The sequence below is a fragment of the Croceicoccus naphthovorans genome, assembly GCF_001028705.1.
GTDB classification, from domain to species: Bacteria; Pseudomonadota; Alphaproteobacteria; order Sphingomonadales; family Sphingomonadaceae; genus Croceicoccus; species Croceicoccus naphthovorans.
Map to the genome: position 1 here is coordinate 1,470,141 of NZ_CP011770.1, position 18,641 is coordinate 1,488,781.

The window sequence follows — 18,641 nt, forward strand, 5'->3', positions numbered from 1 at the left end:
CCCGGTGGACGCGGTTTCCCTCTCGACCGACAGGCTTACGCCGGTGGAGCGCAAGGTGCTGCGCTTTCTGGAACGGCAGACCGACGGGCGTTGTCCGAAAAACAGCGAGATCGCGGAGCATCTTCGGTCGAGCGGGGAATCGCATGTGTCGGACCTGTTGCGGGCGCTGGAAGACAAGGGGTTCATCGCGCGGGGCGGAAGCCGCAAGCAGCGGACCATTCGCCTGAATATCAGCGGGCGGGTGCTGGAAGGCAACAGCGAGGCGCGGACGGGACAGACGCTGCGGGCCGATCCGCCGATGCCGACCGTGCTGCGCGGGCGGGCCGCGCCGTGCACCTATTGCGGGTGCCGCGTCGATGCCTGCACCTGTCGCGACGGGTCGGTCCGCCGAGACATGGCGTCATGGGGGCTGACATGGTGAGCCCCGTGGTGATGGATGCCGGGCCGATCCTGCCGTCGCGTGCGGCGGTGCAGCGGCAGGCGCGCGAGTTGCGGGCGCTGGCTGACCGGATGCTGGAATTTTCGGGCCACGGGCCGACGGCGGACCTGTCGCTGGCGATGCGGCAGGCCGACAGGATGCGCGCGGTGTTACAGGCGCCTCTGGTGGTGGCGATGCCGGGCGATCCTTCGGCGGAAGAGCTGATTGCGTGGATGCGCGGGCGCGAGGGGCTCAGCTGGACCCGGTCCGCCGCCGACGCCGCGATCGCGCTGGACGAATTGCGGAGGGTGGGGTGACCGGCGATTCCGGCGATACCATCCGCGCGCGGATCGATGCGGTGAAGGCGCGGTTGCCGATCGCGGATGTGATCGAGCGCACCGTCAAGCTGTCAGGCACGGCCACGTCGCGGCAGCGGCGGGGGCAGTGCCCGTTTCATGGCAGCACGTCGACCAGTCTGGCCGTTTATGCCGAGGAAGGGCAGGCCCATTGCTATGGCTGCCAATGGCACGGCGATGTCGTGAAATTCGTGCAGGACACGTTTCAGGTACCCTTTGCCGAGGCGCTGGCGCGCTGCGAGGTGGAGGCCGGGATTTCGCATGGGGCAGGCATCGGCGGCGATGCGGCGCCGGTGCAGCGGGCGCGCAATCCGGGTCCGGTGCGGCAGCGGCGTGGTCCGCCGATGATCGATCCGGTCGCGATGGGCCGCTGGATATGGCGGCAGGCGCGGCGCGAGGACGGGCCGGTGCGGCGGTATCTGCTGGGGCGCGGCGTGCCCGCCGGGGCGGTGACCGATGCGCGACTGGCGGCGTACCGATACCTGTCCGAATGCCCCTGCGCGCTGTGGCGCGAGGGGGACGATCCGATGAAAGGCCCGGTGGCGCCGGCGGTGGTCGCGGATGTGGTGCTGCCCGGCATGGCGGATGGCGCGCTGACGTGGCGGGTGATCGGGGTGCATGTGACGTACCTGTCGCCCGATGGTGAGGGCACGATGCGGCGGCGCAAGCCGTGGGCCAAGCCTGACGATGCCGACCCGTGGCTGCCCAAGCGCCGGATGCTGGGCCCGGTGGGGCAAGGCGCAGTGATCATAGGTCCCTATCGCCCCGGAGCGCACCTGTGGGTGGGTGAGGGGAACGAGACGGTGCTGTCGGGCATGTATATCGGCGGCGCGGACGGCGACGCGGTGGGCGTGGCGACGCTGAGCCTGGACAACCTGCAGGGCGGCTTGGCCTTCGCGCGCAGCAAGTATGGCGGCGAGCGGGTGTGGACGCTGCACGATATCCGGCCCGATCCGGAGCGGCCCTGTTTCACGGTACCGGGCCATCGCGGCGCTGTGACGGGCCTGATCGATTCGGACATGGCCCCGCTGCGCGGGCGCAAGGATCGCGAGACCGGGCAGTTTCAGGGCGAGCTGGTGCAGGAAACCCGGCGCGGTCCCTACGCGCGCCGCGCGATCAGCGGCGCAGAGCGCGCGCGGGTCTGCGGCGAGCTGTTCGTCAAGGGCTGGCGCCGCGTCGGGGCAGGCCCCGTCAACGCGATGCGCGCCCCGCCGGGGATGGATTTCAACGATGCTGCAAGGGAGCTGGTTTGATGGATTTACCGGAGTTTGCGATTTCGGTTCGGCAACCGTGGGCATGGGCGATCATCCATGGCGGCAAAGACGTAGAGAACCGCGTGAAGCGGGCGATCACGATGGGCGGCATGGACAAACATGACCGTCTGGCGGTTCACGCGGCGACGGGGATGACGCGCGACGAATTCGAGGCAGCCAGCGGGTTCATGTTGCGGACGCTTGGCATCGTCTGCCCGGTGCCTTGCCATCTTGTTCGCGGCGGGATCATCGGCTCGGTGGGAATCACCGGCGTGGTCAAGGATAGCGACAGCCCGTGGTTTTTCGGTCCATGGGCGCTGACGCTGATCGATCCGGTGGCATGTGAGCCGATTCCCAGCGTGGGCCAGCTGGGCGCATTTCGCTGGTCAGAGGCCGATGCGTCGAACCTTCGCGAGCCCCTGCCTTGGATGCGGTCGTGGCCGGATTGTCTGTCGGGCCGAGGGGCAAGGTCGCAGTCCTCGCTTTTCGATGGGGAGCGGGTGCAGTGAGCAACCAGCTAAATCCGCTCAGCAGTTTTCCCATAATCGTCGTCCCGGCCGGGACCGAATTCACCGATCCCATGACAGGTGAGACCGCGGTCGTGGCTGACGGTAACATGGTTCCAAACGGCAGGGCATTTCATTGCACGCAGCGCGATCTCGATGATCTAAAGGCAAGTTTGTCAGACGCCGTGCCATTGACCCAAAGTACCACTTTGGGTCAGACCGTATGACCAAGTCCCCCTCTTTCGGCGCGCGCGACCCTTCGTCGGGGCATGCCAAGCAGATCTTGCTGGGGTATCTGCGGCGCATCCGGGCGCTGCGCGATCAGCGGCGCGAGATCAACGAGGACATTGCGGAGGTTCGCAAGGAAGCGAAGGACGCGGGCTTTTCGGCCAGGCGCATCGAGGAAGTCGTGCGGTGGCAGGAAGAGTGCGAGAAGCACGGGCGCGAGGTGGTCGACGAGGCGGAGGCGTTGTTCGACCTGTACCGGATGGTGGCCGACGGGCAGGGACTCGCCTTTGACGAGATGATGGACGACGCGCGCGACCGGGCGCTGGTGAAGATGTTCGCCGGCGAGGACCAGACCGCGCCGAAGCCGCCCACCGCCAAGGTGCGCGCCGCCAGCGACGCCGCCATCGCCGCCCAGATCGACCGGATGACGCGGGGTGGGGGATGAAGACCTATAACGCGCGTCGCTGGTTGCGAAAGGTTGGCAAGGCGTCTGTACGGGGCATGTCCGACGCCGAGATTGCCGAGCGTGGTTTAGAGATCATGTTGTCGGCGATGCGTAGCGCTTATGCGGCGCGACACCCATCCTCGCAAATGGCGGATAAACTGGCCTCAAGCAGCCGAACTGAAGGTGGCGCGGACCGCCAACCGGTAGGCCATGACTAGTTCGATTCCTATTGCCGTGGCCGATCCGCTGATGATGGCGTGGTTCGAGTGCAACGATGCCGGGAACGCGCGGCGGGTCGAGGTGCTGGCCGGTGGACTGCTCAAGTGGGTGGACGACGAGTTCTGGTCTGCGTTCGACGGGCAGCGCTGGTCGCAGCGCGAGGGCGAGTACCGGGCGCGGGCGCTGGCGCTGGATGTCGCGCGGCATATCAATGACGAGGCGGCGGCGCTGGCCGATCTGGTCGGCGATCCGGAAAAGCCCGATGCCGCGGCGCTGAGGGAACAGTATGGCGAGTGGTGCACGCCGCAGCGCGCGCTGGAGCGGCTGAAGCTGCTGCGCGGGCATGCGGTGCGATCGGGCAATGCGTCGCAGACCAGCGCGATGCTGACGCAGGCCAAGGTGCTGCCCGCGCTGCGCGCATGGTCGGAAGATTTCGACGTCGATCCGCTTGCCTACAACGTGTTGAACGGCACATTGCGCTTTCTGCCGCCCGCCGATGACGGCGGACCGTGGCGGGCCGATTTTCGGGAAGGGCACGACCCCGCCGACATGATCAGCCAGGTGGCCAACGTGGCCTATGATCCGAACGCGGAATGCCCGATGTGGCTGGAGCGGCTGTCGCTGGTGCAGCCCGATGCCGAGCAATGCGCGATCTTTGCGCGGATGTACGGGCAGACGCTGACCGGCCTGACCGACTGCGAGGAATTCTACGTCCACAAGGGGCTGGGCGGCGACGGCAAGTCGAAGACACACGAGATCATCGCCGACCTGCATGGCGATTATTACCGGCATTCCCCGGTGAAGACGTTCCTGCAGGCCAGTTTCCAGAAATCGGGCAGCGAGCACCGGTCGGACCTTGTCCGCCTGGCGGGCGATATCCGCATGGTGGTGAGCGAGGAACCCGCGCCGAACGTGGCGTGGGACGGCGAACTGCTGAAGATGGTGACCGGCGGCGGGCATGTGACCGCGCGCGGATCCGGGGCGAAGACCGAGATCACGTACAAGCCGCGATGGAAGCTGTTCGTCGAGGTCAACCCCTTGCCGCGCATACCGGGCGACGATCGAGGCTTTCGCCGCCGGTTGAAACTGGTGCTGTGGCCGGTGGACCTGCGCACGGTGGAGGGCGGGTTCGAGGCGCCCGAGCGGCTGCGCAAGCGGTTGATGACCGAAAAGGCGGGGATCCTGAACTGGATGATCGCCGGATGCCTGGACTGGCTGGCCGACCGGCGCATTCCGGTGCCGCAGGTGATGGCCGAGGCGCTGGAGAATTTCTGGGCCGAATCCAGTCCGCTGGCCGAGTGGCTGGAGGAACGGTGCGACCAGTCCGACAAGGAAGCCGAGACCGGGGCCACCGTGCTCTGGAAGGATTTCAAGGCGTGGCTGGAGAAGAACGAGATCAGCACCGACAACTGGAACACCACCAAGTTCGGCAAGCAGCTGACCCAGCGGCAGATACAGGGGAAGAAGGACGGGCGCGGGTACAAGGTGCGCAAGGGCATCAAGTTGCGCGACGACGTGCCGTTGCTGGGCGAGGAAGCGGACGATGCGCCGCGCGGTGCGCGCCCGCCTGTGCGCGACGACGATCGCGGCGCGGGTGGCGGCTTTGGTGACGGCGACGACGGGCTGGGTGACTGGCGATGATCGGCGCGGCGGGCAACCACAAGATGTTGTGTACGGACGGTTACGGACAGTTGGGCTCAACTATCCGTATTTCCGGGGCATGCGGGTCGATGGACAGCGGCGGGGTGGCGGTTGGGCGGCATGGCGGGGCCGATACGGACAGTTGCTACGGACGGTTTACGGATGGTTCGTGGTGGCGGGACCGTGCGGTAAGGCATTGAATTTGCGAGGGTAACGGATGGTTACGGACAGTTACGGAGGGTTTTCACCATGTCAGGCCTTATGTGCGCCTGTGCGCCTATGTGCGGACCCGGCCTGTAACTGTCCGTCCTGTCCGTAACCATCCTGACCACAAGATAGAGGATCAAACCCATGGTAACTGTTCTGAGAAGCGAAGTGGTGCAGGCCCGCGAAGGGATCATGCCGCTGCGGCGCCCGTGGGAGCGGACCGGGCGGATCGATGTCGAGCAGCTGTGTGCATGGGCCTATGGGCCGCAGATGGTCGACCGGTACGAGCGGGTCGGGCTGAGCGTGATGGAGGCCGAGGCGGCGGAGTACGAGGTCATCCGGTACTCGACCGACGGGGTGGGGCAGCTGATGCAGATCGAACATCTGGGCTGTCGCATCGATCGGGGCGGGGTGACGATCAGCGACGATGTGCATCCGGCGGCGCTGGCCGTGGCGAACGCTGTGCGGGCTGCGGAAGGCGGCGGGGCGGTGCGGGCCTTTGCGCTGGCGGGTGTGCGGCCGACGGCATGGATGGAGCCGGACCGCAAGGTGCGTGCCTCGGTCTGGGTCAAGCCGTGGGAGAAGGCGCAGGTCGAGTATCAGGGGCCGGGGCGCAAGGGGGCGTACTGCCCGGTCATCGTGCTGTGGGATGATCGGCGCAAGGAATGGGGGCGGGCCGAGTACGCGCGCTGGTGGAACGGTCTGAGCGAGGTGGCGTGGCTGTTGTCGACGCGGGCGCTGGGGTTCGAGGTGACGGGGCCGGAGGCTCCGCAAGAGCCGTGGGCCGACGATGGCGATGCGGCGCGGCGGGGGGCGGCAGCATGATGTGCCGGGATGATGGAAAACGGGCCGAGCCGAGTGCGATTTCGCTTGCATTTCGGCGGGGGCCTGCCCGCCCCCCTCGCGGGTCCTCCCGGGGTCGCCTTCGTACAATGGGGTGCGGCAGCGCGGGGCGTGGGGGTTTTGTGATTTTTTGTGCAAGTCGCGGTTTTGGTTGGCTTTTTGGTCGGGTTTACGGCCCGGTCGGGCAGTGAGTTGACGGGATGATCGTCAATATCGACGAGTTTTCGGAACTGTGCGGGGTCACGAGCGAGACCATGCGTGGCTATGTCCGGGCCGTCGACGGTACCCCGGCCTGGTTGATCGAACGGGGCGACAAGGGGCGTCCCTATCGCATCGACACAGAGGGCGGGCTTGCATGGTGGAAGGCTCTGCGCGACGAGGGCCAGCAGGCGGAAGCCGATCGGCAAGCGCAGTTGCAGCAGCTTCGTCTGGATATCCTTGGCGATCAGGCCGAGTCCGAAGACATGATGGCGCTGTCGGGCAAGGCGCGGAAAGAGGAATATTCGGCCACGATGGAGCGCATCAAGCTGCGCCGGATCATGGGCGAGCTGGTCGAGACCGGCGATCTGGTCCCGCTGCTGTCGCATGCCGCGGTCGAGGCGCGCCGCAGGCTGCAGATGGTTCCAGGTGAGTACGCGGCACAGATGGGTTTGACGCCGGAGGACGTAAAGCCGCTGCGCGACCTGATCGAAAAGGCGGTGAACGGGTTCGTGGAAAGCTTTGCCCTGCCGCGAAGTGGGAACGGCAATGCTTGATTTCGGGCAGCACGATCCGCTGGCATTCGCCGATGCACAGATGCTGGTGGCATCGTGCCTGTCGCAGATGCGCTTTCCCGAGCGGGTATCGCCATCGACAGCGGCGGTTCGCCACCGCGTGTTGGAAAACCCGGGTGCCTACTCGGGACCGTGGGGCGATGGACCGTTCTATGTCGAGCATCTGAACCGGATAATGGACTGCCTGTGGTCGGATTCGCCGCACCGGGAAGTGGGGGTCATGGGCCCCAGTCAGGTCGGTAAGTCCGAGATCGGCAACAATAGCCAGCTCCATACGATCATCTACGACCAGGCGGACACGCTGTTCATCGGGCCGGACCGGGTGCTGATAGAAAGCTACGTCAAGAAAGAGTTCGACAAGATGATCGAGCACGCCGTTGCATTCGAAGATGTTGGCGATCTGAAGTCGCGGCTGTTGCCGGGGGCGGGATCCGACACGCTGAACCTGAAGCGGTTCTATGGCGCGGACTTTTTCTTTTTCTGGCCGACGGGTTCGCGTCTGCGGGCGCTGCCGTTCTCGCGCATCCGCATCGACGATCTGGACGAGATATCGACCGACATCGACAATCAGGGCGACGCGGTATCGCTGGCGCATGGCCGCATGGGCAGCTTCGAGGCGTTCGGCCAGACGATGCTCTACGTGAACAGCTCGCCAAAGCTGGGGCCGCGCGCGGGCATCGAGGCCTTTGTCGCGGCGGGAACCAATGAACGGCTTTGGGTCGATTGTCTCGACAGCGAATGCGGCACGCCGTTTCCGATGGAATACGAGCAGCTGATGTTCGATCGTGGAGGGTCACCGGCTGACGCAGCGGCGAGTGCCGAGATGGCCTGTCCGAAGTGCGGTTGCTGCTTTGGTCAGAAAGAAAAGCGGGCGTTGATGGAGACGCATCGCTGGATCGGGCGCGGCGAGACGGCTGTGCCACGCAGCGAAAATCCGACGGGCAAAACCGGCGAGCTTGAACAAAACACGCGGGCGTCGTTCCGCCTCGATGGTGTGCAGGGCTTCCGACCGTGGAGTGAGATCGCGCAGCGTGCGCGGCGGGCCGAGATTGCGCTGGAGTATGAACAGGACGAGGGTCCGCTGAAGTCTTTCGACCAGACCATTCTCGGTCGGAATTACCGGGTGCGGTCGAGCGGTGAAGCGCCGGTCAGCGAGGACGAGCTGGTGCTGCGGGCGAAGGCATCGGCCTATGCGCTGGGCGAAGTGCCGCCGGGTGTGGAAGTGCTGATCGCGACGATCGATCAGCAGGGCAACCGTTTTGAAGTCGGGGTCTGGGGGTTCGGGACTCACTTTCGTGCGTGGCTGATCGACCGGTTCCCGATCCTGACCGTGGAAGAGAACGGCAAACAACGGCCCTTGCGTCCGTTCACCCGGCCGGAGGACTGGGCGGTGATTCACGAAAAGGTGATGAGCCGCAGTTATCCTTTGGCTGGCGCCCCGCATCTGCGGATGAAGCTGTTCAACACGGCGGTCGACACGGGCGGTCTGGATGCGGCGACCGATAATGCCTTTGCCTGGTGGCATGCGATGGTATCCGGTGACGCCGGATCTGGCCGTGCCCCGCTGCCACCTACGGCGATTACGCTGATCAAGGGCGGCAACAATCCGAAGGCACGGAAGCTGCCGCCGCCGACGATCGATGCGAAGCGCCAGATCAAAGGTGCCCCGCAGGCTGAATTGTACTTGCCGAACGTCGCACGGCTGAAGGATATCGCGAATGTCGCGTTGAATCGCCGCGAGGACGGTCCGGGCTATGTCCAGTTTCCGCGAGATATCGCGCCCGAGTATCTGGCCGAACTTCGCGCCGAGACCAAGCAGGGCGACGTCTGGATCCGCGATCCGCACGATGCGAACGAAACGTGGGATCTGATGATCTATGCGCGTGCCGTGCTGTTGCGATTCGGCGGGGACGACTCGGCACTGGCGTGGGTGCCGGCATGGGCCAGACCGCCGCGTGGCGGCCCTGCGAAACTGGAGACGGGGCCGCCGGATCGCGATCCGGTGGACAATTTCGACCCCACTGCAAGCCCTGTGGTCAAGATCGAAAAAGCGCAGAAAACCGGGGGTTCACGGCCCCGGCAGCGGCGTGGAATCCGGACACGCCGGGCGGGTTGATCGCAGAAATTTGCGCGACCGGTCTTGAGTGGCAGCGAATTAGTTGACAACCCTCACACCATCGGCGTCGCGAGCCAATCGGAAACCCGCCCCGCAAAGGCGGGTTTTATCATGCCCGCATCGTGCGCGGCAGGGTTCGCGACGCCTTCACACAGATTTGACAGGATGAACCGATGGCGGTGTCGAGCGAGGAAATCGCGCGGATGCTGGCGCTCGTGCAGGCTTATCAGGCCGCCGAGCTGGCCGTGCTGCGCAACCAGTCCTACGAAATGCCCGATGGCCGCCGCCTGACCCGCGCGAACCTGAGGGACATCCGTGCCGGCAAGACACAGGCAGAGGCAGACTATGCCCGGGCCTGCGGTGCCACCACGGTACGCGGTCGTGCCCGCCGGTTCGTGAACATGACCCGCTGATGGAACCGATTCGACCAACCCTGCTGGACAGCGCGATCGCCGCCGTCTCGCCAAAGCGCGGGGCGCAGCGCCTTGCCGCGCGGGCGAGTTATAACGCGATGGCGACGGCGCTGACCGAACCCGGTGGGCGGATCGACCGGCGCGGCGGATATCGGGCGGGGCAGTCCGATCGGCGGCAGACGAAGGGTTGGAAAGCGCGCGCCCGTTCCGCGAACAGCGATGCGCTGGGACAGCAGGAAACGCTGATCGCCCGGTCGCGCGACGCGGCGATGAACCTGCCGCCCGCGACGGCGGCGATCGAGCGCAATGTGACCTTCACGGTCGGCACCGGCCTGATGGCGATTCCCGATCTGGACGCCGATCTGCTGGGGCTGACCGCAGAGGAAAAGCAGTTCTGGACAGCGCGGATCATGCGCGACTTCGATGAATACATGACGTCGAAGGATCCCGATGCCGAGCGCGCGGCGACCGGATACGGGCTGCAGGAAATCGTACTGCGCGGCATGCTGGAGTCAGGTGACATCCTTGGCCTGCGCTGCTGGCCGGACGAACAGATCGGGCGGGTGAACTATACCGCGTGGAAGCTGGTCGAGGCCGACCGTGTGGTCAGTCCGTTCAACCATCAGGATGGCAAGCGCCACGGTGGTGAGAACGGTCCGGTCGTCGTCGGCGGGGTCGAGCTGGACGCATACGGCGCGGCGCAGGCCTATCACGTGCTGAAGAAGGCGCGCGAACCTTACGCATCGGCGCGCACGGCCAACGATACCCAACGCTACGAAGCGTGGGGCAAGACGACTGCCTTGCCGACGTCGATCCTGGTGTTCGACAAGAAGCGGGCGGAACAGGCGCGGGGCGTGCCGTTCCTTGCCCCGGTGCTGGAACTGGTGCGCGTGTTCATGGATGCGACCGACGCGGCGGCGCTGTCGATGGTGCTGCAGTCGATGCTGTCCATCATTTACAAGACGCCGGGGGCGACGGCCATGCCGGAGCCGGAATATGGTACGGGTGAGCTGGTCCAGGCGGAAGACGTGCCAGAGACGCTGCCCGCGAACACGTCGAGCAATATCGCGATGGAACCCGGCATGGTGCTGGAGACCGAAGACGATGCCGACGTAAAGCTGGTTTCGCCGGAAGCGAAAAACCCGGTCTACGAGAAGTTCTTCGAGACTCTGGTGACGATGATCGGGGCCGCGACGGGCACGCCTTTCGGTGTGCTCATGGCGCGGTTCAACAATAGCTATACCGCGTCGAAAGGCGAGCTGGAGCTGTTCTACAAGGAAATCGTGCGCCGGTTCGATCGCTTTGCGGCGGACTGGTGCGCGCCGACCCGCGAATGCTGGCTGTATGAGCAGGTCGTTCGCGGGATCTATGACCTGCCGGGTTTCCTCGACGATCCGCGGATGCGGGCGGCGTGGTGTTCGGTGCGCTGGGCGGGAGACGGCAAGATTTCGCTGGACCCGTATCGCGAGGCCAAGGCGTTCGAAGTTCACGAGGCGCATGGCTGGCAGACCGGACAGCAGATCGCCGCAACCATCAATGGCGGCGATTACGATGCCAACGTCGACCGGCGTGTGGCGGAGCACCGCAAGTTCGTCGACGGGGGGCTGCCGATTCCCAACCAGCAGGGCGGCGGGACCAAGGCCGTGGGCGACGGTGAGGGCGATCAGGGCGACAAGAAGGACACGACCGATGACGCTGCCTAAGTGGAACCTGGCCGATATTCAGGAGCGGATGTTCAACCGTCCGCTGATGGTCACACGCGACCGCGCGGAGATTGCGTTGGGAGTGATGGGGCCGAAGTTGAATATCGGCGCGCTGGTTGTGTCGGGCGAGGAATCCGAACGTCGACCTATGGCATCGCTTGCCTCGGTCGCGGCTGCGGCGCGGGTGGAACTCGACCAGATGCCGGGTGATGCATCGCTGGCGCGCCGGGACTGGGACGGGAACGTCCTCGATCCCTACGAGGTCTGGAATGGGCTGGCTGTTCTGCCGGTGCGCGGCACTCTTATGGCTGAAAACGGGCTTGAACCTTTTTCCGGCGCGACCGGATATGACGGACTGTCGTACAAGTTGCGCTATGCTGCGGGCGACGCGCACGTTGCGGGTGTTGCTTTCGATATCGATAGTGGCGGCGGCGAATGCGTCGACCTGTTGGAACTGTGCAGCCAGATCCGGTCGTTCGAAAAGCCGGTTGCTGCGATCATCCGTGGAACGGCCTGTTCCGCCGCCTATGCCATCGCGTGCAGTGCGGGGGTCGGTAACGTCTATGCGCCCGATTATGCGCGCGTTGGCCATGTCGGGGCGATCCTGATGCATGCCGACTTTTCTAAAAAACTGGATCAGGATGGCATTGCGGTCACCATGATCGCCAGCGGCGAGCACAAGGCCGACGGCAATCCATATCAGCCATTGGGCGAGGAAATCGGACGCAAGCTTCAGGGCGAGGTCGACGCCGCCGCCGCCGACTTTATCGCGCATGTCGCGGACAGTCGGCAAATCGATGCCGCCGCAATCCGCGCGCAGCAGGCCCGATACTACACGGGGGCGGACTCGGTTTCGCAGTCGCTCGTCGATCACGTCATGAGCTGGGACGAGGCGTTCAAGCACTTCGCCCAGCGTGTAAATTCCCCGGCTTCACGGTCGGGATCATCTGCTCCGTCCGGAGCGCGCTCAGCAAGGAAGGAAACCGCGATGAGCAACGAAGCACCCGCGCCGGCGGCGGAACAGCAGCCGGGAATCACCGAAGCGCAGATTGCGGCCGCCAAGGCCGAGGGACGCGAAGAGGGCATAACGGCGGGCGCAACCGCCGAGCGCGCGCGCATTACCGAGCTGGCGGAAATGGACGCCGGGTCGACCATTTCGGCCAGCCTTGGCGAAGCGATCGAGGCCGGTACCAGCGCAGGCGATTTCGCCATCGGGCTGGCCAAGGCGGCGAAGGCCAAGCAGGGCGCTGCGCTGACCGACGTCAAGGCCGAGGCCGTTCCGGCAGCAGCACTGCCCGAAGGCGGCGCGACTGCGGCAGCGCCGGGCGTGAAGCCGAAGGCCAATCGCGGTGCGGATTATGCGCAGCGCAAGGCCGCCGCGTCCGCCTGAACCCCAATCGCCCATAGAAGCCCGGGCGTGGGCTGCCCGGCTTTCGGAGTGACAATCCATGGCATACGAACAAGCGGCCTATACGGCCGGAACCCCGGTTACCGATCCGCAGATCATCGCGGGCGGTACCTATACCACGCGCGTGATCACCGTCCTTTCGGGTGAAGTCCGCAGTGCCGGTGCGGTGCTGGGCAAGATCACCGCCAGCGGCAAGTACAAGCTGTCGGCCTCTGCAGCCGGTGACGGTTCGCAGACCCCGGCTCTGGTGCTGGCACAGGATGTCGACGCCAGCGGCGGCGATGTCGAGGCGGTGTGCTACGAAACCTGCTCTGGAGGGATCGTGGCATCGGGTCTTACACTGGGCACCGGCCACACCATCGCCAGCATTCGTGACGCGATGCGCGATATCGGCCTGCCGATCGACGACTGACACAATCCCTGACCATTGGCTCGGGCCGAGAGGCCCATGACCCGCCCCGGTGATCCGTGGCGGGTTTTTCTTTTCGGGAGGATCCCCTCATGAACGATTTTGCTACTTTCTCTCGCGACGAGCTGTTGCCGCTCGTCCCGAGCGCCTTCGTCGGCGGCAGCTTTCTGCAACTGGCGTTTTTCCCCGACGTGTTCGAGTTCGACACGTCCGAGGTCTATTTCGACCGTGTGCTGGACGATATGCGCCGGGCTCCGTTCGTGGCTCCGCTTGCCCCCGGCAAGATCCAGCAGCCGCGCGGTTTCCAGAAGGAAACCATCATCCCGGCGTCGATGAAGCCGAAGAACCAGATCACCGGTAAGGAAGTCCTGCGCCGGATGGCCGGGGAGGCGATCGGCGGGACAATGTCAGCAGCCGACCGCGAGGCCGCAATCCGCGAGATGTATCTGGAAAGCCAGATGAACCGGATCGCACGGACGCGGGAATGGATGGCCAGCAGCATCCTGCGCACCGGATCGGTTACGATTTCGGGCGACGATTATCCGTCGACCGTCGTCAACTTCAACCGAACCGGTTCGTTGACCAAGACGTTGCTGACCACTGCCCGCTGGGGTGAGAGCGGCGTTTCGCCTTATGATGACGTTGACGCGTGGATGAATGAAGTCGGCGAAGCATCGGGCAGCGCCGTCGATATCGTGGTGATGGACAAGCTGGCGTGGGGCTACTTCTCCGCTGATCCCAAGACCGAAAAGGCACTGGATCGTCAGTTGGGCCAGACGGCGGCCATCGACCTTGGCTTCACCGCCGGGGTGCCGGGCGCGCCGCAGTTCAAGGGCCGCATCGGTTCGGTCGAGTTCTACGTCTACAACGATCTTCAGATGGACGAGAGCTTCAACACCGAGAAGCTGGTGCCAGACTATACCGTTATGATGGGCAGCCGGGCTGGCTATGCTGGCAGCAAGCTGTGCGGCGTGGTCCAGCATGCCGAGAACCACTACCGTCCGGGCGAATACTTCCCGCACGAGTGGATTGATCCAAACACCGGCGCGCAGTGGGTTGAAACCATCACCGCGCCGATCCTTGCGCCCAAGCGGGTCAATGCCTCGCTGGCTGCAACGGTCCGCTGAGGCGGCGTTCAGCAGACCGTAGACGGCGGGGGTGCGGTTTCCCTTGATCCGCACCCCCGTCTTCATCCCGCCGTCCAGCCTTGGGCGTCGCGGTGAGGCATGTCCGGACCGGGCAACGTCCTCCACAGGGCCTTCAAGGACAGGAGATGACCATGGCCAATTCGACGAAGATTCTGGTGGCAACCCGCGAACTGACGGGCGGTACCAAGAAGGGCGAGATCGCCAAGCTGGAAAACGGCGAGGAACTGACTGCTGAAAAGCAGAAGGAACTTGGCCTGACGAACAAGGATATCGACCATCTGAAGGGTCGTGGCGATATCGTGGAGGTTGATGCCCGCGTTGCGGAGACCGGCACCAAGGGCGACAACGCCGCGCTGAAGGCCGAAACCGAGCGAGCCGAGAAGGCCGAAACGCGCGTCGCCGAGCTGGAGGCCGAAGTCGCCACGTTGACCAGCGAGAAAGAAGCGTTGCAGCAGGCGGTGGCCGCCGCGCAGCAGAAGTCCGAGCAGAACGGCAACTGACGCATGGCCGTCGAGACCGCCGCCGATCTGGCGGGATTCTTCCTATTCGGAGAATACGCCGAGGCGGCGGTCTATCTTGCCCCGGGTGCGCCGATCGAGGATTCCACGCCGTGTCTGGTGATTGTGGATCGCGGGCAGGGACGGGCGGTTTTCGACGCGGGCGAACGGCAGGCGGAAGGACCGCAGCTGCATATCTGGGCGCAATTCGCGGAGCTGCCCGCCGTGGTGCGGCGCGGCACATTCCGCATGCTGGACGAGCCGGACGGGATCGAGACCGGCGAGATATTCGAGATCGCGGGTCTGCCGCGACTGGATCATGAAGGCGCGATCTGGTCGTGCGAACTGATCGACCGGAGCGTCTGACATGGCGCGGGCTCCACGATCGGGCGGGATGATCCCGAAATCGAGCCGCACGACGCGGTTCATGAATTTTCATAATCAGGGCCTTGCCCGTGCCGATTACCAGGGCGCTCGGGGGCAGGGTTTTACTGTCGAGTTTCTGGCCGAAAAGGCTGCCCGCGATATGGAGGCAGGGCTGCAGCAGGGCGCTGTGGCCATCCGCTCATCCTCTATCGAGGCGGCGGTCACCAGCACCGACGAGATCAAGCAGAAGATGCGCAGTTTTCTGGATGCGCACTTCACCGGTTCGGAAATGCACGGCAACAATCACCGCCGCGTATCGAACGCCTCTGTCCAGAGCGTGACCTATGACGATGTGTCCGAGAAAGGGCAGTTCACGTCGCTGATCTATTCGAAGTTCGGGTATCGCGGTGGCGGGGGCTTTGTCGACTTCCTGTTGCTGCACATGCGCGGCGGAACGGTGAAGCCGCAGAAGGGCGAATGGATTCGCCTCGATCGACGCGGCAAAGGGCAGATCGGCCAGCAGACCGGGTTCTTTCCGCTGTCGAAGCGCGACACGTTCTTCGTCGAAGCGGACGACGGCAAGAAGCTGTTTCAGTTGCGCCGCAAGCGCGGTGGCGGGCCTGCGGCAAAGGGCACCGAACTGCTGGCGACGCTGGTCCGCAGCCTGACGTTCAAGCCGTCGCTGCAAGGGCTGGAGACGATCATGGCGACGCGCGGTGCGGTGTTCGAGCGGCACTTCGACGCGCTGCTGGGTCAGCGGCTGTCGCAATCCGGGGGGCAGGTCTGATGGCTTCCGTCCGGATGCAGATTTATGCCGCCGTCAAGGCAAAGCTGGACGCGGTCAGGTCGGCGCTGGCGTTCAATGGCGTGATCGTCAACCCGCGCGAGCCCATCGGTGTCGACCAGATGGACGCGTTGATCCTGATGCATGGCGGCGATCGCGATCCGAACTGGCTGACCGGCGGTATCGAGGACCGGTGGCTGGAGATCGGCGTAGGCTGGATGCTGCGCGAGACGACGGAGGGTTCGGCGGAGGAACAGCTCGACGCGGCGCTGGTCGCGGTATGCGACGCGCTGACCGATCCGGACGACGTGCAGCTGGGCGGACTGGCCGTGGAAGTGATGCTGACCGGAATCGAGGAACCGCAGATCGGGCGTGCCGCCGATGGCGCGCACGTGCTGGCCGGTCAGTTCTGCGAATTCGCCGTCCGTTACATGACCCGCGAGGGCGATGCATCGACACCCGCGCCCTGACCGGCGCAACCATCGAGAAGGACCAAGGCCATGGCCGAGACTATCCCCGAACACCGCACGGGTTTTGCCACCCGGAGCGGCGATACCCGCGTGATCGGCACGAAGAGCGACGAGACGTTCCGCAGCGTGGCCGATGCCCGCGCGGCGGCAGGCACGATCCAGACGACGGCGCAGGAAGCCAAAGTGAAGGCCGAGGCAGGGTCGGGGGCTAAAAAGGCGTCCGCCAAGCCCGATGCCCCTGCTGGCGGCCCGATGCCGCCGTCCACGCAGACCAACTGATATCCATCCCGGGACCTGAAAGGACCAATCGATGAGCGACTTCCTGACCCGCAACCGGCTTGTGACCGCGAAGGTCGAGGCCACTTCGGGCACCGATGCCGTCCCCGCGCCCGCGACCGACGCGGTGCTGGTGGAAGAGCCGCGGGCCAATCCCAACCTTGAACTGGAACAGACCGACGAGGTCACCGGTTCGCTGGACACCACGCAGTCCATCGTCGGCGGCGGGTTCATGGAACGGACCCACCGGTTCTTTGCCAAGGGCAGCGGCACGCCGGGCACTGCGCCCGAATATACGCCGTACCTGCAGGCGGCGGGCCTTGCCGAGACGATCCTTGCCGCCGATCTGGACGATACGGCGCAGGCTGGCGCACCAAGCACGATCACGCTGGCAGCCGGCGCACCTTCGACCGACCTGACCGGATTCGTAATCACGCTGGACGGCGGTACGGGTTCCGGCCAGACCCGCGTTATCACCGCGTACAATACCGGCACGAAAGTCGCGACCGTCATGCCCGCATGGGATACCGAGCCCGATGCGACCAGCGAGTACGTCGTGCACGCAGGTAACCTGTTCGTGCCCGCATCGACCGCGCTGAAGACGATCACCGATTATCTCTACAAGAAGAACGCCGGAGCGGGGAACGCCATTCTGGAGAAGCTGACCGGTGCGGCGGCAAACCTGTCGTTTGCGGTGCAGACGCGCCAGACCGGCAAGTTCACCGCGACGCTGCGCGGCAAGCTGGCCGATCCCGCCGATGTCGCCAACCCGACCGGCGCCGTGTTCGACGCGGTGCGTCCGCGCCCGCTGCGCGCGGCGGACGCGTTTCTTGACGACCAGCGCGTATGTTTCCGCAACTTCACGCTGGATTTCGGAAACGAGATCGTGATGTCGGATTGCCCGGGCGAGACCTATGGCTATGAACCGGCGCGGATCACCCGGCGCAAGCCGACCGGGCGCATCAATCCGCAGACGCTGACCCTGACCGCTCGCAACGCCTTCGCCGACATGGTGGCAGGCACGCAGCGCAAGCTGTGGCTGAACTGGGGCGAGACGCCCGGCAACCGCGTTTCGATGCTGCTGCCGTCGATCGTCTACACCGGCAAGGAAGACGACGACCTTGACGGCATCAGCGCCGACGGACTGCCGTTCGAGCCCTATGGCCCGGACAGCTGGCTGTATTACCTGGTCTATTGAGGGCGGCATGCTGGCAAGCGTTCAGGACCGCCATATCTGCGAGATCGGCGGCACGAAGTACGGATTCCGCACGCCGACGTTGTACGATCCGGCGAAGATGCGGCGGATCCTCGGTCGCCAGAAAGTCCGGCGCCCGTCGGCCACCGAATTCCGGGTGGCGGCGTTGGCCGGGCTGGGCGAGATGGCCAAGGTGGCTGGCGAAACCGAAGAGGGCGAGCGGCAGCAGGCCATCGTCGAGCGGTGGTACGAGCTGCTGAAACCGATCGACGAGGACGATATCGACGAGCCGGACTTCGAAAAGCGCGCCGTGATGAAATCGGCACAGGAGACGGAACGACTGGTCGAGATGACCGCGATGCGGGCCGACGTGATGGCGATCGAGGCCAGTCTGGAGCGGCACTGGCCCCCTTATGCGGAGCTGGTGGCGGACCGGGATTACTGGGACGAGGTCAGCCGGATCGAGGTGGTGCGGTTGTTGCTGGAATCGATCCACGGACAGTCCCTGCCGCATGACGAGGACGGAATGCTGCAGGCCGATATCTATCGGTCCATCCCCCCAGCGCACCGGGTGGAACTGGCCACGTTCGCATTCCGGCTGATGGCCCCGGAAGGTCCGCAAAGAAAAAACTGATCGTCGCCGCCGCCTATGCCTTCGACCCGGAGGAATTTGCCGGCGGCGAGGATTACACCCCCACCTGCCCGCTGCGGAACGACAGTTTCGTCGGGCAACAGGCCGCCGGCGTCCGCTGGCTGCATATCCATCCCGAATATCTGCCCGACGACTGTTTCGAGATCGTGCGGCTTGCGCGGAACTGGCGCGACGGCGTGCTGCCCGAACCGGGCGGCGTGCAGGACCAGGCCGCAATGACGGTGACCAGCATCGAGATCGTGCTGGTCGCATGGTCGAAGCTGCAGGCGGCGCGGGACAAGGAAATGCAGGCAGCGGCGAAGCACCGATAGGCAC

Annotated in this window: 23 protein-coding genes; all 23 read left to right on the plus strand. The window is 65.2% G+C overall.

Annotated elements, in window-relative coordinates:
• The first annotated feature begins 4 nt into the window (after positions 1-4).
• On the plus strand, positions 5-421 hold the full coding sequence (locus tag AB433_RS07480) for a LexA family protein (RefSeq protein ID WP_156170726.1): 417 nt from the start codon (positions 5-7) through the stop codon (positions 419-421).
• Positions 415-735, plus strand: a complete 321-nt coding sequence (locus tag AB433_RS20785; protein ID WP_047820547.1) for a hypothetical protein — start codon at positions 415-417, stop codon at positions 733-735. The genes AB433_RS07480 and AB433_RS20785 overlap by 7 nt, the downstream gene beginning before the upstream one ends.
• Positions 732-2,027 carry a CHC2 zinc finger domain-containing protein gene (locus AB433_RS07490; protein WP_053059042.1) on the plus strand — a complete coding sequence of 432 codons (1,296 nt, stop codon included), beginning with the start codon at positions 732-734 and terminating at the stop codon, positions 2,025-2,027. The genes AB433_RS20785 and AB433_RS07490 overlap by 4 nt, the downstream gene beginning before the upstream one ends.
• Positions 2,027-2,536, plus strand: coding sequence for an ASCH domain-containing protein (locus tag AB433_RS07495; protein WP_053059043.1), 510 nt, complete (start codon positions 2,027-2,029; stop codon positions 2,534-2,536). The genes AB433_RS07490 and AB433_RS07495 overlap by 1 nt, the downstream gene beginning before the upstream one ends.
• 220 nt (positions 2,537-2,756) lie before the next feature.
• Positions 2,757-3,206, plus strand: a complete 450-nt coding sequence (locus AB433_RS07505; protein ID WP_047820549.1) for a GapR family DNA-binding domain-containing protein — start codon at positions 2,757-2,759, stop codon at positions 3,204-3,206.
• Entirely contained in the window at positions 3,203-3,424 is a 222-nt protein-coding gene (locus tag AB433_RS20445) for a hypothetical protein (protein ID WP_156170728.1), read from the plus strand. Before AB433_RS07505 ends, AB433_RS20445 begins: the two co-directional genes overlap by 4 nt.
• The gene (locus tag AB433_RS07510) at positions 3,417-5,066 is read left to right on the plus strand and encodes a DNA primase family protein (RefSeq protein ID WP_082134831.1); all 1,650 of its coding nucleotides are present in this window, start codon (positions 3,417-3,419) and stop codon (positions 5,064-5,066) included. The genes AB433_RS20445 and AB433_RS07510 overlap by 8 nt, the downstream gene beginning before the upstream one ends.
• 351 nt (positions 5,067-5,417) lie before the next feature.
• Positions 5,418-6,098 carry a hypothetical protein gene (locus tag AB433_RS07515; RefSeq protein ID WP_156170729.1) on the plus strand — a complete coding sequence of 227 codons (681 nt, stop codon included), beginning with the start codon at positions 5,418-5,420 and terminating at the stop codon, positions 6,096-6,098.
• A gap of 218 nt (positions 6,099-6,316) precedes the next feature.
• Positions 6,317-6,871: a hypothetical protein gene (locus AB433_RS07520; RefSeq protein ID WP_047820551.1), complete on the plus strand. Its 555-nt coding sequence runs from the start codon at positions 6,317-6,319 to the stop codon at positions 6,869-6,871.
• A complete protein-coding gene (locus tag AB433_RS07525; RefSeq protein ID WP_047820552.1) occupies positions 6,864-9,005 on the plus strand; it encodes a terminase gpA endonuclease subunit in 2,142 nt (713 codons plus the stop codon). Before AB433_RS07520 ends, AB433_RS07525 begins: the two co-directional genes overlap by 8 nt.
• A 173-nt stretch (positions 9,006-9,178) precedes the next feature.
• Complete coding sequence (locus tag AB433_RS07530) at positions 9,179-9,418, plus strand: hypothetical protein (protein WP_047820553.1); 240 nt, start codon at positions 9,179-9,181, stop codon at positions 9,416-9,418.
• Positions 9,418-11,121, plus strand: coding sequence for a phage portal protein (locus AB433_RS07535; protein ID WP_047820554.1), 1,704 nt, complete (start codon positions 9,418-9,420; stop codon positions 11,119-11,121). The genes AB433_RS07530 and AB433_RS07535 overlap by 1 nt, the downstream gene beginning before the upstream one ends.
• Positions 11,108-12,511 (plus strand): S49 family peptidase, encoded by a 1,404-nt coding sequence (locus tag AB433_RS07540; protein WP_169749317.1) that lies wholly within the window; start codon positions 11,108-11,110, stop codon positions 12,509-12,511. Before AB433_RS07535 ends, AB433_RS07540 begins: the two co-directional genes overlap by 14 nt.
• A 58-nt stretch (positions 12,512-12,569) precedes the next feature.
• The gene (locus AB433_RS07545; RefSeq protein ID WP_082134833.1) at positions 12,570-12,941 is read left to right on the plus strand and encodes a head decoration protein; all 372 of its coding nucleotides are present in this window, start codon (positions 12,570-12,572) and stop codon (positions 12,939-12,941) included.
• A gap of 89 nt (positions 12,942-13,030) precedes the next feature.
• Positions 13,031-14,065 (plus strand): major capsid protein, encoded by a 1,035-nt coding sequence (locus AB433_RS07550; protein ID WP_053059045.1) that lies wholly within the window; start codon positions 13,031-13,033, stop codon positions 14,063-14,065.
• 152 nt (positions 14,066-14,217) lie between these two features.
• Positions 14,218-14,586 carry a hypothetical protein gene (locus AB433_RS07555; protein ID WP_156170730.1) on the plus strand — a complete coding sequence of 123 codons (369 nt, stop codon included), beginning with the start codon at positions 14,218-14,220 and terminating at the stop codon, positions 14,584-14,586.
• Positions 14,587-14,589: 3 nt separating this feature from the next.
• Positions 14,590-14,949, plus strand: a complete 360-nt coding sequence (locus AB433_RS07560) for a head-tail joining protein (protein WP_047820557.1) — start codon at positions 14,590-14,592, stop codon at positions 14,947-14,949.
• 1 nt (position 14,950) lies between these two features.
• Positions 14,951-15,736 (plus strand): hypothetical protein, encoded by a 786-nt coding sequence (locus AB433_RS07565; RefSeq protein WP_047820558.1) that lies wholly within the window; start codon positions 14,951-14,953, stop codon positions 15,734-15,736.
• Positions 15,736-16,203 (plus strand): hypothetical protein, encoded by a 468-nt coding sequence (locus AB433_RS07570; protein WP_047820559.1) that lies wholly within the window; start codon positions 15,736-15,738, stop codon positions 16,201-16,203. Before AB433_RS07565 ends, AB433_RS07570 begins: the two co-directional genes overlap by 1 nt.
• A 30-nt stretch (positions 16,204-16,233) precedes the next feature.
• On the plus strand, positions 16,234-16,482 hold the full coding sequence (locus AB433_RS07575) for a hypothetical protein (protein WP_047820560.1): 249 nt from the start codon (positions 16,234-16,236) through the stop codon (positions 16,480-16,482).
• Between the two features lie 31 nt (positions 16,483-16,513).
• Positions 16,514-17,677 carry a hypothetical protein gene (locus tag AB433_RS07580; RefSeq protein WP_047820561.1) on the plus strand — a complete coding sequence of 388 codons (1,164 nt, stop codon included), beginning with the start codon at positions 16,514-16,516 and terminating at the stop codon, positions 17,675-17,677.
• A gap of 7 nt (positions 17,678-17,684) precedes the next feature.
• Positions 17,685-18,308 (plus strand): hypothetical protein, encoded by a 624-nt coding sequence (locus tag AB433_RS07585; RefSeq protein WP_047820562.1) that lies wholly within the window; start codon positions 17,685-17,687, stop codon positions 18,306-18,308.
• A gap of 164 nt (positions 18,309-18,472) precedes the next feature.
• Complete coding sequence (locus AB433_RS20450; protein ID WP_156170731.1) at positions 18,473-18,637, plus strand: hypothetical protein; 165 nt, start codon at positions 18,473-18,475, stop codon at positions 18,635-18,637.
• Positions 18,638-18,641: the final 4 nt, after the last annotated feature.

Bases quoted from the DNA above. Each gene is read 5' to 3' on its own strand.
- AB433_RS07535 (WP_047820554.1), top strand. From the start codon at position 9,418: ATGGAACCGATTCGACCAACCCTGCTGGACAGCGCGATCGCCGCCGTC.
- AB433_RS07515 (WP_156170729.1), top strand. From the start codon at position 5,418: ATGGTAACTGTTCTGAGAAGCGAAGTGGTGCAGGCCCGCGAAGGGATC.
- AB433_RS07575 (WP_047820560.1), top strand. From the start codon at position 16,234: ATGGCCGAGACTATCCCCGAACACCGCACGGGTTTTGCCACCCGGAGC.
- AB433_RS20785 (WP_047820547.1), top strand. From the start codon at position 415: ATGGTGAGCCCCGTGGTGATGGATGCCGGGCCGATCCTGCCGTCGCGT.
- AB433_RS07525 (WP_047820552.1), top strand. From the start codon at position 6,864: ATGCTTGATTTCGGGCAGCACGATCCGCTGGCATTCGCCGATGCACAG.
- AB433_RS07530 (WP_047820553.1), top strand. From the start codon at position 9,179: ATGGCGGTGTCGAGCGAGGAAATCGCGCGGATGCTGGCGCTCGTGCAG.
- AB433_RS07505 (WP_047820549.1), top strand. From the start codon at position 2,757: ATGACCAAGTCCCCCTCTTTCGGCGCGCGCGACCCTTCGTCGGGGCAT.
- AB433_RS07580 (WP_047820561.1), top strand. From the start codon at position 16,514: ATGAGCGACTTCCTGACCCGCAACCGGCTTGTGACCGCGAAGGTCGAG.
- AB433_RS07540 (WP_169749317.1), top strand. From the start codon at position 11,108: ATGACGCTGCCTAAGTGGAACCTGGCCGATATTCAGGAGCGGATGTTC.
- AB433_RS07585 (WP_047820562.1), top strand. From the start codon at position 17,685: ATGCTGGCAAGCGTTCAGGACCGCCATATCTGCGAGATCGGCGGCACG.
- AB433_RS07495 (WP_053059043.1), top strand. From the start codon at position 2,027: ATGGATTTACCGGAGTTTGCGATTTCGGTTCGGCAACCGTGGGCATGG.
- AB433_RS07550 (WP_053059045.1), top strand. From the start codon at position 13,031: ATGAACGATTTTGCTACTTTCTCTCGCGACGAGCTGTTGCCGCTCGTC.
- AB433_RS07545 (WP_082134833.1), top strand. From the start codon at position 12,570: ATGGCATACGAACAAGCGGCCTATACGGCCGGAACCCCGGTTACCGAT.
- AB433_RS20445 (WP_156170728.1), top strand. From the start codon at position 3,203: ATGAAGACCTATAACGCGCGTCGCTGGTTGCGAAAGGTTGGCAAGGCG.
- AB433_RS07565 (WP_047820558.1), top strand. From the start codon at position 14,951: ATGGCGCGGGCTCCACGATCGGGCGGGATGATCCCGAAATCGAGCCGC.
- AB433_RS07510 (WP_082134831.1), top strand. From the start codon at position 3,417: ATGACTAGTTCGATTCCTATTGCCGTGGCCGATCCGCTGATGATGGCG.
- AB433_RS07520 (WP_047820551.1), top strand. From the start codon at position 6,317: ATGATCGTCAATATCGACGAGTTTTCGGAACTGTGCGGGGTCACGAGC.
- AB433_RS07570 (WP_047820559.1), top strand. From the start codon at position 15,736: ATGGCTTCCGTCCGGATGCAGATTTATGCCGCCGTCAAGGCAAAGCTG.
- AB433_RS07555 (WP_156170730.1), top strand. From the start codon at position 14,218: ATGGCCAATTCGACGAAGATTCTGGTGGCAACCCGCGAACTGACGGGC.
- AB433_RS07560 (WP_047820557.1), top strand. From the start codon at position 14,590: ATGGCCGTCGAGACCGCCGCCGATCTGGCGGGATTCTTCCTATTCGGA.